This is a genomic window from Streptomyces sp. RPA4-2 (assembly GCF_012273515.2).
Classification (GTDB): domain Bacteria; phylum Actinomycetota; class Actinomycetes; order Streptomycetales; family Streptomycetaceae; genus Streptomyces; species Streptomyces kaempferi.
This window is the reverse complement of the sequence record NZ_CP050975.2, coordinates 2332504-2346127: the sequence shown is the minus strand read 5'-3', so window position 1 is coordinate 2346127 and position 13624 is coordinate 2332504. Positions and strand designations below refer to the sequence as shown.

The following is a 13624-nucleotide window of genomic DNA, read 5'->3' as shown; positions in this document are numbered from 1 at the left end:
CAATCGCGGGGGCGCACTTAGTGTGGGCGGAGGAGGACGACCGAAAGGGACGTGCGGCGATGACCGACATGACGGAGCGGAACCGGACGGAGAACCCCGAGGGCGAGACGCCCCAGACCCGTAAGCCCACCCGGCGCGGAGGCGGTGATCCCGCCACCCGGGGCCGGACCACGATCGCCGACGGCGTCGTGGAGAAGATCGCCGGACTCGCGGCCAGGGACGTGCTCGGCGTGCACGCGATGGGCAGTGGGCTGAGCCGTACCTTCGGTGCGGTGCGCGACCGGGTGCCGGGCGGCTCGAAGTCCGTCGCCAGGGGCGTCAAGGCCGAGGTCGGCGAGGTGCAGACCGCGCTCGACCTGGAGATCGTCGTCGAGTACGGGGTGTCGATCGCGGACGTGGCCCGCGCGGTCCGGGAGAACGTGATCACGGCCGTGGAGCGCATGACGGGTCTCGAGGTCGTCGAGGTCAACATCGCCGTGAGTGACGTGAAGCTTCCCGATGAAGAGGACGAGGAGCCGGAGTCGCGGCTCCAGTGACCGGACCGGCCACCGAACTGCTGAGGAGCGCACATGAGCTTGGCCGTGATCGGCATGATCGCCGGAATGGCGCTGGGCTTCGCCGGATACTTCGGGGGATTCGGGGCCTTCCTGCTCGTGGCCGCCCTGGGAGCCGTCGGCTTCGTCGTCGGACGGTTCCTCGAGGGGGACCTGGACCTCGGTGCCCTCTTCCGCCCGCGTGACGACCGGCGGCGGTGACACCCGTGACCGGCGCGCCCGGTGACACCCGGCGGCCGTCGGCGGTCGTCGTGGCCGCCGAGCGCGGCGCGACCCGGATCGCCGACCGCGTCGTGGCCAAGACCGCCGCACAGGCGGCCCGCGAGGTCCTCGGGCCGCTGCCCCCGGACGCCGCGCCGCCGCACGCGACGGTCCTCGTGCGCCACGACACCGCCCGCGTCCACGTCCACCTCGAACTCGCCTACCCCACCGACATCGGCGCCCGTTGCAAAGCGGTGCGTTGTCATGTCGTAGAGCGGGTAAGCGCGTTGACGGGGATGGAAGTGCCGGAGGTGACCGTCCAGGTGGAACGGCTGCACCTGGTACCGGTACCCGGCGTGGCACAGGGGAGGACGCAATGAGCGAGCCCCAGGGCTCCGACAGCACGACCCGACGCTTGCCCGTGATGGAGAAGCCGCCCGAGGACGAGTTCGACCGGTCCGCGTCGGCGGACGCCCACGACCCCGCGCGCACCGCCGGCGAGCAGGACGGTGCCCAGGGACGGTTCTGGTCGATGCGCCGCGTCCCCGCGGGGATCGTCGCACTGCTCCTCCTGCTCGGCGCGGGCGTCTTCCTGTACGACGTCACGGCGGTCCGCGCGCACCGGCCCGCGTTGCACTGGCGCAGGTCTCTCGCCCGGCAACTGGCCGAACGCCCCCTCGACGACACCTGGGTGCTCGTCGGCGCCGGGATCGCCGCGGCCCTCGGGCTCTGGCTGATCGTCCTCGCGGTGACCCCCGGACTGCGCGACGTCCTGCCGATGCGGCGCACCCACCACGACGTACGGGCCGGGCTGCACCGGGACGCCGCCGCCATGGCCCTGCGTGACCGGGCCATGGAGGTCTCCGGGGTGCAGTCGGCCAGGGTCCGTACGGGGCGGCGCACCGTGGACGTCCACGCGGTCTCGCACTTCCGTGAACTCGACGACGTACGTGCCGACCTGGACGCCACACTCGCCGACGGCATCAGGGGGCTGGGGCTCTCCCGGCCCCCCGCGCTCTCGGTGCACGTGAGGCGTCCCGGACGGAAGGGGTGAGTACGGTGCTCAGGATCGTCAACCGGGTGCTGCTGGGAGTCGTCGGGCTCGCCCTGGTCGTCCTCGGCGGCTCCGTGCTCGCCATCGGACTGGGTGTGCGGCCGCCCTCGTGGTGGATCCACGACGGGCCGCACGACGTGCTGCTGAGCGACGCCGAACGGACCCGCTGGCGGGACCAGGGCTGGTGGTGGCCGGCCGTCATCGCCGGGCTCGCGGTGCTCGTCCTGCTCGCCCTGTGGTGGCTGGCGGCCGTGCTGCGCCGGCGCCGGCTCGCCGAGGTGCTGGTCGACGTCGGTGACGGCGAGGGCGCGCTGCTGCGCGGCCGGGCCCTGGAGGGCGTACTCGCCGAGGACGCCGGGCGTCTGGACGGTGTCACGCACGCCCAGGCGCAGTTGACCGGGAGGCGGGGCGCTCCGGGCGCACGGGTGCAGCTCCTGCTGGAACCGCATGTGGACCCCGGACACACGCTGCATCTGCTCACGACGGAGGCGCTCGCGCACGCGCGTGACTCGGCGGGCCTCGCCGCGCTCCCCGCGGAGGTGCGCCTCCGCGCGGTCAAGCACCGTGCGGAACGCGTGAGCTGAGCCGCACGGCGGCGGACCGGGGCTCCCCCGGCCCGCCTGCCGCCGGAGGGGATGGACAAGCCCTCGCCGGCAGACCCGGCCGCGGGAGCCGACGGGAGTCGCTGGGTGCGGCGGAAGTCACCGGCACGCGTACAGCCAGAAACCCGGGCCGCGCCACCGCCAGAACCGGACCGGCCGACGCCCGTACCGCCGACGCCCGTACCGCCGACGCCCGTACCGCCGGAACCCGTGCGGCCGGAACCTGTGCCGCCGGAACCCCGGTGTCGCCGGCGCCCGTGCCGCCGGCCGGAACCGGTACCGCCGGCACCCCCGTGCCCGCGGTACCGGCGACCGCTGCCGCTAGAACCCGTGTCGCATACCGCCGTCCACCGGCAGCATGATGCCGGTCAGATAGGACGCCGCGGGGGAGAGCAGGAAGGCCGCGGTGCGGCCGAACTCCTCCGGGGCGCCGTACCGGCGCAGCGGGATGCGGGACTCGTTGGCCGCCCGGGTGGCCTCCGGGTCGGCGGAGAGACCGTCGAGCTCGCGGACGCGGTCCGTGTCGATGCGGGCCGGGAGCAGACCGACCACGCGGATGCCCCGCGGGCCCAGCTCGTCGGCGAGGGACTTGGCGAAGCCGGCGAGCCCCGGGCGCAGACCGTTGGAGATGGTCAGGCCCGGGATCGGCTCGTGCACCGAACCCGACAGGACGAAGCCGACGACACCGCCGTCGCCCAGCTCGGCGACGGCCGCGCGGGCCAGCCGGACCGCGCCCAGGAAGACGGACTCGTACGCGGCCGTCCACTGCTCGTCCGTGGTGTCCGCGACGAACCCGGGCGGCGGCCCGCCGACGCTGATGAGGATGCCGTCGAACCCGCCGAAGTGCTCGCGCGCCGCCGCGATCAGCCGGGCCGGGGTCCGCGGGTCGGCGTTGTCGGCGGCCACCCCGACCGCGTTCGGGCCGAGCGCGGACGCGGCGTCGGCGGCGCTCTTCTCGTCGCGTCCCGAGACGATCACCTTCGCGCCGTCGGCGGTGAGCTCGCGCGCGGCGGCGTTGCCCAGACCACGGGTGGCTCCCGTGACGACGTACACACGGTCCTTCAGTCCAAGATCCATGGCACCCATCCTCCCTCACCCCGTCATTCCGACTGTTCGGCCCCTCCCATCGTCTTCGGGCTCTCGTCCCCGAACAGGTTGAACGCGGTGCCCACCAGGCCGAGATGGCTGAAGGCCTGCGGGAAGTTGCCGAGCTGACGGCGCCCCACGGGGTCGTACTCCTCGGCGAGCAGCCCCACGTCGTTGGCGAGCCCGATCAGCCGCTCGAACAGGTCGCGGGCCTCCTGCGTACGGCCCGTCATCTGCAGCGCGTCGGCGAGCCAGAACGAACAGACGAGGAAGGCGCCCTCGCCGCCCGGCAGGCCGTCGACGTCCGTGCCCTCCTCGCTGTAGCGGCGCAGCAGGAAGTTGTCGCGTTCGAGTTCCGCGCGGACCGCGTCGATGGTGCCGACGACCCTCGGATCGTCCGGCGGCAGGAAACCGGCGCGCGGGATGAGCAGCAACGACGCGTCCAGCTCACGTGAACCGTAGGACTGCGTGAAGGTGTTCCGCTCGGCGTCGAACCCGCGCTCGCACACCTCCTTGTGCACCTCGTCGCGCATCTCGCGCCAGCCTTCCAGGTCGCCGGTGAGCCCCGGTTCCGCCTCCAGGGTGCGCACGGCGCGGTCGGCGGCCACCCACGCCATCACCTTCGAGTACACGAAGTGCCGACGGGGACCGCGCACTTCCCAGATCCCCTCGTCGGGCTGCCGCCAGGCGGTCCGCAGGAAGTCCATCAGCGAGCACTGCAGCCGCCACATGTGCGGCTCGGACGGCAGGCCGGAACGCCGGGCCAGTTCGAGCGAGTCGATGACCTCGCCGTACACGTCCAGCTGCAGCTGCTTCACCGCCTCGTTGCCGATCCGGACCGGGTACGAACCGGCGAAGCCGCGCAGCCACGGCAGCTCGAACTCGGGCAGCCGGCGCTCACCGGAGAGCCCGTACATGATCTGCAGGTCGGCCGGGTCGCCCGCGACCGCGCGCAGCAGCCAGTCGCGCCAGGCCTCGGCCTCCTCGTGGTACCCGGCCGCGAGGAGCGCGCCGAGGGTGAGCGTGGAGTCGCGCAGCCAGCAGTAGCGGTAGTCCCAGTTGCGGACGCCGCCCAGCTCCTCCGGGAGCGAGGTGGTGGGGGCCGCCACGATGCCGCCCGTCGGCGCGTAGGTGAGGGCCTTGAGGGTGATCAGGGAGCGGACCACGATGTCCCGGTAGGGGCCCTGGTAGCGGCAGCGCGCCGCCCACGCCTGCCAGTCGGCGACGCTGCACCGCAGCGCCTCGAACGGGTCGATCAGCGGTGGGCGCGACCAGTGGGAGGGATGCCAGGTCAGTACGAAGGCGACCTTCTCGCCCGCCTCCACGGTGAACTCCGAGAGCGTACGGAAGTCCTTGCCCCAGGTCCGTACCTCGGGCTCGCTGCGCAGCCACACCGAGTCCGGGCCCGCGACCGCCACCCGGTGACCGTCCGACTTGCGCATCCACGGCACGACCGAGCCGTAGTCGAAGCGCAGCCGCAGGGTGCTCTGCACCGTGACGCGGCCGCTGAGGCCTTCCACGATGCGGATGAGATCGGGCGCCTTGTCGCGCTGTGGCATGAAGTCGGTCACCCGGACCGCGCCGTCGTCCGTCTCCCATTCCGAGTCGAGCACCAGGGTGTCCGGCCGGTACGCGCGCCGGGTGCAGGGGCCCGCTCCCTTGGGCGCGATCCGCCAGTGGCCGTTGTTCTCGTCGCCGAGCATCGCGGCGAAACAGGCGGCCGAGTCGAACCGTGGCACGCATAGCCAGTCGATCGACCCGTCCCGGCCCACCAGTGCGGCCGTCTGTTCGTCCCCGATGAGCGCGTAGTCCTCGATACGTGGGTGCACGTGGGGCGGGTTCCCGGCGGGGGCCGGGGCCAATCGGGTCGGGGGCCGACCGGGTGACGCGAGGGTACGTTCGAGCGTGGACCGCGCACGGCGCCGGTCGGGGAGAATCGCTTCCGCGGGCGGTGGCGCACGGACCGGGGCGGTTCCCGCGTGGTCCGCGTGGGTGACGGCCGGGACAGGTCCCGGGTGGTCTACACGGCGGCCGGGGCCGGTTCCGGGGCCGTCTCGGCGGTGGCGGCCGTCGCGCGGTCCCGACGCTCGCGGCGGACCAGGACCACCCAGCCCACGGGAACGCCCGCCGAGAAGAGCCACCACTGGATCGCGTACGCCATGTGCGGGCCGATGTCGTTGTGCTCGGGGTCGGGGAGCAGCTCGGGCGAGTCGCCCCTGGGAGCGGGCGCGGTCTGCTCGATGTAGCCGCCCAGGACCTGCTTGCCGAGACTCTTCGCCTGCTGCCCGCTGCTGATCAGCATGACCTGGCGGTCGGGCAGCCCCGCGACGTTCTTGATACCGCTGGCGCCGGTCGTCTCGTCCGGCATCAGCCGCCCGGTGACGGTGACCTCGCCCTTCGCGGGCGCCGGGATCCTCGGGAACGCGGTCTGCACGCCGTTCGCCGGGATCCAGCCCCGGTTGACCATCAGCACCCGGCCGTCGTCCAGGTCGAAGGGGGTCAGGACGTGGAAGCCGACCTCGCCGTCCGCGTTGGTGCGGCGCCGTACGACGACCTCGTGCGCGGTGTCGTAGGTCCCCTTGGCGGTCACCCGGCGGTACAGGTCGTCGTGCGGGACGCGCTGCCCCGGCGCGGTGAGCGACTCGGCGGGCACCGGCTTCGCCGACAGCGAGGCGGAGATCACCGCGTTCAGCGCGACCTTGTGCTCATGCCGGTGCAGCTGCCAGAAGCCCAGCTTGATCATCGTCGGGATGAGGGCGAGGGCCACGAGGGTGAGAATCACCCACTGCCGGGACAACAGGAAGCGGTACACCCCATTGACGGTACTCGGCACGATTCGGCCCTCGACGGGAGGGTCCCGCCGAGGGCCGCGCCCCGGCTCACACCTTGTCGACGATCCCCACCCTCCCCTCGGCGCGGGCGCAGTGGGCTCCGCAGAACCAGTGGCCCTCGACCTCGACCCCCTGGCCGATGATCTGGACACGGCAGTGCTCGCAGATCGGGGCCATCCGGTGGATCGCGCAGGAGAAGCAGTCGAAGACGTGCACCGCGCCCTGCGCGTGCACCTCGAACGTCATGCCGTAGTCATTGCCGCATACTTCGCAATTCGCCATGCGCCACAGGGTGCGGGGCCGACGCGGCACCGGCGAGCGGGCGCCGGGCGAGTCGCGCGCCAATCACCCGTACGTCGGTCAATCACCCGTACGCCGGTCGGTCGGCCGTGTGTCCGTCAGTCACCCGTACGCCGGTCGGTCACCGGCGCACCGGGCACCCGAGGGCGCGCCGGCCGTGCCCGCTCACTTCCCCGGCGCCGGTTCCACGTCCCGCAGCAACTGGCCGAACGCCGCCTCGTCGATCACCGGCGTGCCGAACTGTCGGGCCTTGACCACCTTGGACGTGCTGGAGTCCGGATCGTTCGTGACGAGCAGACTGGTCAGCCGGGACAGGCTCGTCGCGACATGCAGGCCGGCCTCGACGGCACGGTCCTCCAACAGCTCGCGGTCGACGGACGTGTCCCCGGAGAACGCCACCCGCATGCCCTGCTTGAGTGGTTCACCCGGTTCGTAACGTCCTGGGTTGGGATAGGGGCATGCGGGGCGTTTGCGCGAGGGGCGCCAACTCCCCGACGGATAGCCGCCCCCGGACCCGTACCCGCCCCCGTAACCGCCTCCGGAAGGCCCGCCGGACTGCCGCCCGATGCGCGGCGCCGCCGGGCTCTCCGACCACTCCTTGAGCGGCCGGCACTCCAGCAACGGCAGCCGGATCCCCTCGCGCGCGGCCGCCCGCAGGCTCGGCCGGAACGCCTCCGCCAGCACCCGCGCGTCGTCCAGCGCGTGGTGCGCGCGCTGCTGCACGACGCCGAAGTGCGCGGCCAGCGACTCCAGCTTGTGGTTGGGCAGCGGAAGGCCCAGCTCCTTGGAGAGCGCGATGGTGCACAGCCGCTGACGCACCGGCGCCTCGCGCTCGGCGCGCGCGTACTCCCGCGCGATCATCGACCAGTCGAAGACGGCGTTGTGCGCGACGAGGACGCGGCCGTCGAGCCGGGCGGCGAACTCCTCGGCGACGTCCTGGAAGAGCGGGGCGCCTTCGAGCACGTCGCTCGTCAGACCGTGGATCCACACCGGGCCCGGGTCCCGCTCCGGGTTCACCGTCGTGTACCAGTGGTCCTCGACCTCGCCGCGCGCGTCCAGCCGGTAGACGGCGGCCGAGATGATCCGGTCGTCCCGGGCCAGGCCGGTGGTCTCCACGTCGACGACCGCGTACCCCTGCGGATACGCGGCCGGCCAGGGGGCTGGGGACGCTGCGGTCGTCAGGTCTTCGAGCATGGTCAATGAGGATACGGGCCACGACCGACAGCCCTGTCCCCGGACTCCGCGCGCCCGCCGGGGCCGGGCCGCCCCCTACGGCGTCAACAACCCGGCCACCAGCGCCTTGACGGACGCCGTGAACAGCCGCTCGGTGTCGACCGGTCCCGCCAGCGCCCGCGCGAGCGCCGGGTCGCGCTCGGCGGTGCGCGCCCCCCACAGCTCCTCCTCGCCGGGACGCTGCGCCGGAGCGCGCTCGCGGTTGCGCTCGACCAGGACGTGCCCGACGACCTGGAACTGCACGGCCCGGACGACCCGGGCGGCGCGCGCGCCCCGCAGCCCCGCCGCGTGCACCTCGCGCACCAGCGCCCGCTGCGCGGGCATGAACATCCGTTCCGTCAGCCCGCGTTCGTGCACCATCGCGATGAGGTGCGGATGCTCACGCAGCTGCCGGCGCAGGACGCGGGCCACCGACACGACACGCGCCGCCGGGGTGCGCCCGGTGGGCCGGATCTCGCCGAGGTCGGCGACGGTCCGCTCGACCAGCGCGTCGAGCAGGGACTCGCGGTTGCCGACGTGCCAGTAGATCGAGGTGACCGCCGTGCCCAGCTCGGCGGCGAGCCTGCGCATCGTCAGCGCGTCCGGGCCGTGCTGCCTCACCAGGGCCCCGGCGGCGTCGAGGACCGTCTCGCGGCTGACCGGTCTCGTCATGACGCCCCCAAGTCCGTTGCGTGCACGTGTATTTACCCTTCGCGAGGTCTGCTGTAACTGTGTTACAGCTGACGGCCCATCAGAGAAGGGCGGTACGACATGGCACGAGTGAGGTACGGCGCGCGCAGCGAGGCGGAGATCGCCGCCGCGCGTACCGCGAGCGCCAGGCTCCCCGACATCTGGTCCACCGGTGTGGTGGCCGTCTGGGAGAGCGATCCGGACGCGGTCGCGGCGGTCCTGCCACCCCCGCTCAAACCCACCGCGCGGCCCTTGGTACGGGTGAACATCAGCAAGGTCGACCTGCCCGGATACCCGCTGGGTGCCGGCTCGTTCGCCGTCGCCGCGGCGCACGACGGGGTCGAGGGCTGGTATCCGCTCGTGATGCCCATGACCCACGAACGCGCCCTGACCGGCGGCCGGGAGGTCTTCGGTGAGCCCAAGAAGCTCGGCGAGGTGACCGTCGAGCGGGACGGTCTCGTGGTGCGGGCCGCGCTCGCCCGGCACGGCATCGCGTTCGTCGAGGTGCGCGGCGCGGTCAGCGGGGACCTGCCGCTGCCCGAGCCCGCCCGGAAGACCGACTTCTACTTCAAGTTCCTTCCCGCGGTGGACGGTTCGGGCTTCGACGCCGACCCCGTCCTGGTGCACTGCGTGCGCGAGGAGAGGGTGCGCCGGCTGGAGCGCGTCACCGGGGACGTCGTCCTGCGCGAGTCGATGTACGACCCGGTGGCCGACCTCCCCGTCCGTGAGCTCGTCGGGATCACCCTCGCCGAGAAGACCACCGACCAGCGGGGCAGGGTCGTCGAGCGCGTCGACGCGCGGGCCCTGCTTCCCTACGTCCACCAACGCTACGACGATCCGCGGCAGCTCCTCGACGGTCCGCCCGAGGGGAGCGTCTGATGCGCCTGCGGGCGGGACAGGTCGCCGTCGTCACCGGCGCCGCGAGCGGCATCGGACTGGCCATGGCGCGGCGGTTCGCGGCCGACGGTCTGAAGGTGGTCCTCGCGGACGTCGAGGAGGGTGCCCTGGGGAAGGCGGCGAGCGGGCTGCGCCAGGACGGGGCCGACGTGCACGCGCGCGTGGTCGACGTCGGGGAGCGCGCGGACGTCGTCGCACTCGCCGAGGACGTCTACGGGAGGTACGGCGCCGTACACGTCCTGTGCAACAACGCCGGGGTCGGCTCCGGCGCCGAGGGCCGTATGTGGGAGCACGACCCGAACGACTGGAAGTGGGCCTTCGCCGTCAACGTCTGGGGTGTCTTCCACGGCATCCAGGCGTTCGTGCCGAGGATGATCGCCGGCGGAGAGCCGGGTCACGTCGTCAACACCTCGTCCGGCGACGGCGGGATCGCCCCGCTGCCCACGGCCTCCGTCTACGCCGTCACCAAGGCCGCCGTCGTGACGATGACCGAGTCCCTCTACGCGCACCTGAAGGCGGAGCACGCGCGGGTGGGGGCGTCCGTGCTCTTCCCCGGGCCGCACATGCTCCGCACCGGGCTGTGGGAGTCGCACCGCAACCGGCCGTCGCGATACGCGAAGCAGCGGCCGCGCAGGACCCCGTACCGCGGGCTCGACCAGTGGGAGGCCGCGATGCGGGAGGCGGGGCGGGAGGTGCGGTTCACGCCGGTCGAGGAGGTCGCCGACCTGGTGGCGGAAGGCATCGGCGCGGACCGATTCTGGCTGCTTCCGGAGAGCGAGCACAGCGACCGCCAGATCCGAGCACGCGCGCGGTCGATGCTCGACCGCGCGGACCCCTCGTACCTCGAACACTTCATCCTGGACTGAGGAGGCGGCCGATGACCGACCTGGATCCCTACCTGATCATCTCCTCCGACTGCCATGCCGGGCTCCCCACCGAGGAGTACCGGCCCTACCTCGACTCCCGTTTCCACCGGGACTTCGACGAGTTCCTTGCAGGGCGGGACCGGCGCCGTGAGGAGATGACACGGCTCGGCGTCCGCAACGAGGCGTTCGCGGACCAGTGGTTCCGGGACAACGAGGAGGGTCTGCGCGGCGGTTGGGACACCGGGCAGCGCCTGAAGGAGCTGGACGGCGACGGAGTGGCCGGGGAGGTGGTCTTCCCGGACGCCGACGCCGTGGACAGCCGGACGGCCGCCCCCTTCGGTGTGGGCCTGGGCCTCTCCGGCGACCAGGACCCGGCGCTCGGCATGGCGGGCGCGCGGGCGCACAACCGCTGGCTCGCGGAATTCGTGGGCGAGAACCCCGAACGGCACCGCGGGGTCGCGCTGCTGCCCGTCACGGCGGAGAGCGACCTGGTCGTCGCGGAGGTGTACCGCGCCAAGGAGTCGGGGCTCGGCGCCCTGATGATCCCCGCCATGTGGGTGGACAAGGAGCCCTACCACGACCGCCGTTACGACCCCGTGTGGGCGGCGGCCGCCGAGTGCGGGCTCCCGGTGGTCACCCATTCCGGGGCGGCGCCGCGCCACGAGTACGGCGACCACCTCGGCATCTACGTGAGCGAGGTGACGTGGTGGCCGGCGCGTCCGCTGTGGTTCCTGCTCTGGTCGGGAGTCTTCGAGCGCCACCCGGGCCTCAGGTTCGGCGTCGCGGAGTCGGGCTGCTGGTGGCTGCCGAACCTCCTCTGGTTCATGGACCGCCTCTACCTCGGCGCGCACGGCGGCAAGAAGCTGTCGCCCTTCGCGGAGCTGAAGCGGCCCCCGCACGAGTACCTGGACCGCCAGGTGTTCGTCTGCGCCACCAACACCAAGCGGCGCGAACTCGCCCAGCGCTACGAGATCGGCGTCGACAACATCCTGTGGGGCAGCGACTTCCCGCATCCCGAGGGCACCTGGCCCGACACGCGCGCGTGGCTGTCGAGGACGTTCCACGACATCCCGGTGGCGGAGACCCGCCGCATGCTCGGTCTGGCGGCCGCCGAGGTCTTCGGCTTCGACACCGGGAAACTGGCCCCGCTCGCCCGGCGCATCGGCCCGACCCCGGCCGACCTCGGCCAGTCCGAGGACCAGGCGGCCGTGACAGCGTCCTGGGCACGCTCGCGCGAGGTGGGCCGCCACTGGCTCACGGACCACGACTTCCCGGTACTGGGGGCCACACCATGACTCCGTCGCCCCCGTCGCCCCCGTCGACCCCGGACGACGACCGGTACACGGTGATCTCGGCCGACTGCCACGCGGGCGCCGATCTCCTCGACTACAGGCCCTACTTGGCGAAGGAGCACCACGACGAGTTCGACGCGTGGGCGGCCACGTACGTCAACCCGTACCAGGACCTGCTCGCCGACACGGCGGACAGGAACTGGAACTCCGAGCGGCGCCTCGCGGAACTGGAGCGGGACGGGATCGTCGCCGAGGTCGTCTTCCCGAACACCATCCCGCCCTTCTTCCCGTCGGCGTCCCTGACGGCACCGGCGCCGACGGCACGGGAGTTCGCCCGGCGGTGGGCCGGGCTGCGCGCCCACAACCGCTGGCTGGCGGACTTCTGCGCGGCCGCGCCGGGCCGCCGGGCGGGCGTGTTCCAGATCCTCCTGAACGACGTCGACGAAGCGGTGCGGGAGATCCACCGGGCGGTCGGCGCGGGGCTCGGAGGCGGTCTCCTGCTGCCCGGCACGCCCCCGGGGTCGGGCCTGCCCGAGCTGTACTCGACGGCGTACGACCCGATCTGGGCGGCCTGCGCCGAACTGGGCGTGCCCGTGAACCACCACGCGGGTTCCGCGTCCCCACCGCTGGGCGACGAGCCGGCCGCACGGGCGGTCTTCATGGTGGAGACGACATGGTTCTCGCACCGGGCGCTGTGGCACCTGGTGTTCGGCGGCGCGTTCCGCAGGCATCCCGGACTGAGACTGGTGCTGACCGAGCAGGGTTCGGGCTGGATCCCCGGGGTGCTCGACATGCTGGACTACTACCACGGACGACTGGTCGCCGCCGGGACGAAGGCGTCCACCGCCGAAGCCAAGTTCGGCGCGGGGCTCGGGGCCTCGATGGGCAAGCGGCCCTCCCAGGTCTGGCACGAGAACTGCTGGGTCGGCGCGAGCTTCATGCGCCCGCACGAGGTGCCACTGCGCGACCGCATCGGCCTCGACAAGATCATGTGGGGCAGCGACTACCCGCACGACGAGGGCACCCACCCCTACTCGCGCGAGGGGCTGCGGATCGCCTACGCGGGTCTGCCGCGGGAGGAGGTCGCGGCCATGGTCGGCGGCAACGCGGCCCGGGTGTACGGCTTCGACCTGGAGCGTCTCGCCCCGCTCGCGGCCAAGGTGGGACCGACGGTGGCGGAACTCGCCGAACCGCTCGGCGAACCGCCCGCCGACGCGACGAGCCCGGCGTTCGCGAAGGGAGGGTCGGTGCGCGTGTGGTGACGCACCGGGTGCGATCCTCGCCGTGTGACCGAAGCGACGCACGACGAGGCCCACGAAGGAACCCTCGGATCGCGGCTGAACTGGCTGCGGGCCGGGGTCCTGGGCGCCAACGACGGGATCGTCTCCACCGCGGGTCTCGTCGTCGGGGTCGCGGGGGCCACGGACGACCGCGGCGCACTGCTGACGGCGGGCCTCGCGGGCCTGCTGGCCGGCTCGATGTCCATGGCGGCGGGGGAGTACGTCTCGGTCTCCACCCAACTGGACTCCGAGAAGGCCGCGCTGGCGACGGAACGACGCGAACTCAGTGAGCAGCCCGAGGCCGAACTCGAGGAGCTGACCGAACTCCTGGAGCAGCGCGGCCTGTCGCGTGAGGTGGCCCGGGAGGCGGCACAGCAGCTCACCGAACGGGACGCGCTCAGGGCCCACGCGCGCGTGGAGCTCGGTATCGACCCCGACGATCTCACCAACCCGTGGCACGCGGCCGGGGCGAGTTTCGTGTCCTTCACGGTGGGCGCCCTGCTGCCGTTGCTGGCGATCGTCCTCCCGCCGGGCGGCTGGCGCCTGCCCGTCACCGTGGTCTCCGTCCTCGCCTCCCTGCTCGTCACCGGCTGGGTGAGCGCCCGCCTGGGCGCGGCGGACCCGCGCCACGCGGTCCTGCGGAACGTGGCGGGCGGGGCGCTGGCGATGGGGGTGACGTACCTGGCGGGGGTGCTGCTGGGAGCGGCCGGGACATGAGGGGCCGCGGCGGTGGACGACCGGTGAAGGTGCCCTGCGTGT

16 protein-coding genes are annotated in these 13624 nt (G+C 72.9%); 10 read left to right on the top strand and 6 right to left on the bottom strand.

The annotated features are described in order from the left end of the window. The first annotated feature begins 59 nt into the window (after positions 1 to 59). Genes HEP85_RS09995 through amaP form a run of 5 tightly spaced genes read left to right on the top strand, consistent with a single transcriptional unit; the run spans position 60 to position 2393 of the window. The gene (locus tag HEP85_RS09995; RefSeq protein WP_168527460.1) at positions 60 to 536 is read left to right on the top strand and encodes an Asp23/Gls24 family envelope stress response protein; all 477 of its coding nucleotides are present in this window, start codon (positions 60 to 62) and stop codon (positions 534 to 536) included. A 33-nt stretch (positions 537 to 569) separates the two neighbouring features. Then, positions 570 to 755 carry a hypothetical protein gene (locus HEP85_RS09990; protein WP_168527459.1) on the top strand — a complete coding sequence of 62 codons (186 nt, stop codon included), beginning with the start codon at positions 570 to 572 and terminating at the stop codon, positions 753 to 755. A 5-nt stretch (positions 756 to 760) separates the two neighbouring features. Next, positions 761 to 1135: an Asp23/Gls24 family envelope stress response protein gene (locus HEP85_RS09985; RefSeq protein WP_248001883.1), complete on the top strand. Its 375-nt coding sequence runs from the start codon at positions 761 to 763 to the stop codon at positions 1133 to 1135. Then, the gene (locus HEP85_RS09980) at positions 1132 to 1809 is read left to right on the top strand and encodes a DUF6286 domain-containing protein (protein ID WP_168527457.1); all 678 of its coding nucleotides are present in this window, start codon (positions 1132 to 1134) and stop codon (positions 1807 to 1809) included. The genes HEP85_RS09985 and HEP85_RS09980 overlap by 4 nt, the downstream gene beginning before the upstream one ends. 5 nt (positions 1810 to 1814) lie before the next feature. Then, positions 1815 to 2393 carry an alkaline shock response membrane anchor protein AmaP gene (gene amaP, locus HEP85_RS09975; RefSeq protein ID WP_329286874.1) on the top strand — a complete coding sequence of 193 codons (579 nt, stop codon included), beginning with the start codon at positions 1815 to 1817 and terminating at the stop codon, positions 2391 to 2393. 339 nt (positions 2394 to 2732) lie between these two features. Here the strand turns inward: amaP and HEP85_RS09970 are convergent, their stop codons facing one another. The 6 genes from HEP85_RS09970 to HEP85_RS09945 all read right to left on the bottom strand — a co-directional run bounded on the left by HEP85_RS09970 (position 2733) and on the right by HEP85_RS09945 (position 8512). Continuing rightward, positions 2733 to 3488 (bottom strand): SDR family oxidoreductase, encoded by a 756-nt coding sequence (locus HEP85_RS09970; protein ID WP_168527456.1) that lies wholly within the window; start codon positions 3486 to 3488, stop codon positions 2733 to 2735. Positions 3489 to 3511: 23 nt separating this feature from the next. Continuing rightward, positions 3512 to 5326 carry a glycoside hydrolase family 15 protein gene (locus HEP85_RS09965; RefSeq protein WP_168527455.1) on the bottom strand — a complete coding sequence of 605 codons (1815 nt, stop codon included), beginning with the start codon at positions 5324 to 5326 and terminating at the stop codon, positions 3512 to 3514. 191 nt (positions 5327 to 5517) lie between these two features. Then, complete coding sequence (locus tag HEP85_RS09960) at positions 5518 to 6309, bottom strand: SURF1 family protein (protein WP_168533491.1); 792 nt, start codon at positions 6307 to 6309, stop codon at positions 5518 to 5520. A 67-nt stretch (positions 6310 to 6376) separates the two neighbouring features. Continuing rightward, a complete protein-coding gene (locus HEP85_RS09955; protein WP_168527454.1) occupies positions 6377 to 6610 on the bottom strand; it encodes a hypothetical protein in 234 nt (77 codons plus the stop codon). Positions 6611 to 6793: 183 nt separating this feature from the next. Continuing rightward, the gene (locus HEP85_RS09950) at positions 6794 to 7822 is read right to left on the bottom strand and encodes a DEDDh family exonuclease (RefSeq protein ID WP_168527453.1); all 1029 of its coding nucleotides are present in this window, start codon (positions 7820 to 7822) and stop codon (positions 6794 to 6796) included. Positions 7823 to 7897: 75 nt separating this feature from the next. Continuing rightward, positions 7898 to 8512, bottom strand: coding sequence for a TetR family transcriptional regulator (locus HEP85_RS09945; RefSeq protein ID WP_365223189.1), 615 nt, complete (start codon positions 8510 to 8512; stop codon positions 7898 to 7900). Positions 8513 to 8611: 99 nt separating this feature from the next. On the opposite strand from HEP85_RS09945, the gene HEP85_RS09940 reads away from it, so the two are divergent. From HEP85_RS09940 to HEP85_RS09920, 5 genes are read left to right on the top strand one after another with little or no spacing between them, the layout of a single operon-like run. Beyond that, on the top strand, positions 8612 to 9409 hold the full coding sequence (locus HEP85_RS09940; RefSeq protein WP_168527452.1) for an acetoacetate decarboxylase family protein: 798 nt from the start codon (positions 8612 to 8614) through the stop codon (positions 9407 to 9409). Further along, a complete protein-coding gene (locus HEP85_RS09935; RefSeq protein WP_168527451.1) occupies positions 9409 to 10293 on the top strand; it encodes an SDR family NAD(P)-dependent oxidoreductase in 885 nt (294 codons plus the stop codon). Before HEP85_RS09940 ends, HEP85_RS09935 begins: the two co-directional genes overlap by 1 nt. 11 nt (positions 10294 to 10304) lie before the next feature. Further along, entirely contained in the window at positions 10305 to 11588 is a 1284-nt protein-coding gene (locus tag HEP85_RS09930; RefSeq protein ID WP_168527450.1) for an amidohydrolase family protein, read from the top strand. Then, positions 11585 to 12847, top strand: a complete 1263-nt coding sequence (locus HEP85_RS09925) for an amidohydrolase family protein (protein WP_168527449.1) — start codon at positions 11585 to 11587, stop codon at positions 12845 to 12847. The genes HEP85_RS09930 and HEP85_RS09925 overlap by 4 nt, the downstream gene beginning before the upstream one ends. 24 nt (positions 12848 to 12871) lie before the next feature. Next, positions 12872 to 13582, top strand: a complete 711-nt coding sequence (locus tag HEP85_RS09920) for a VIT family protein (RefSeq protein WP_168527448.1) — start codon at positions 12872 to 12874, stop codon at positions 13580 to 13582. Positions 13583 to 13624: the final 42 nt, after the last annotated feature.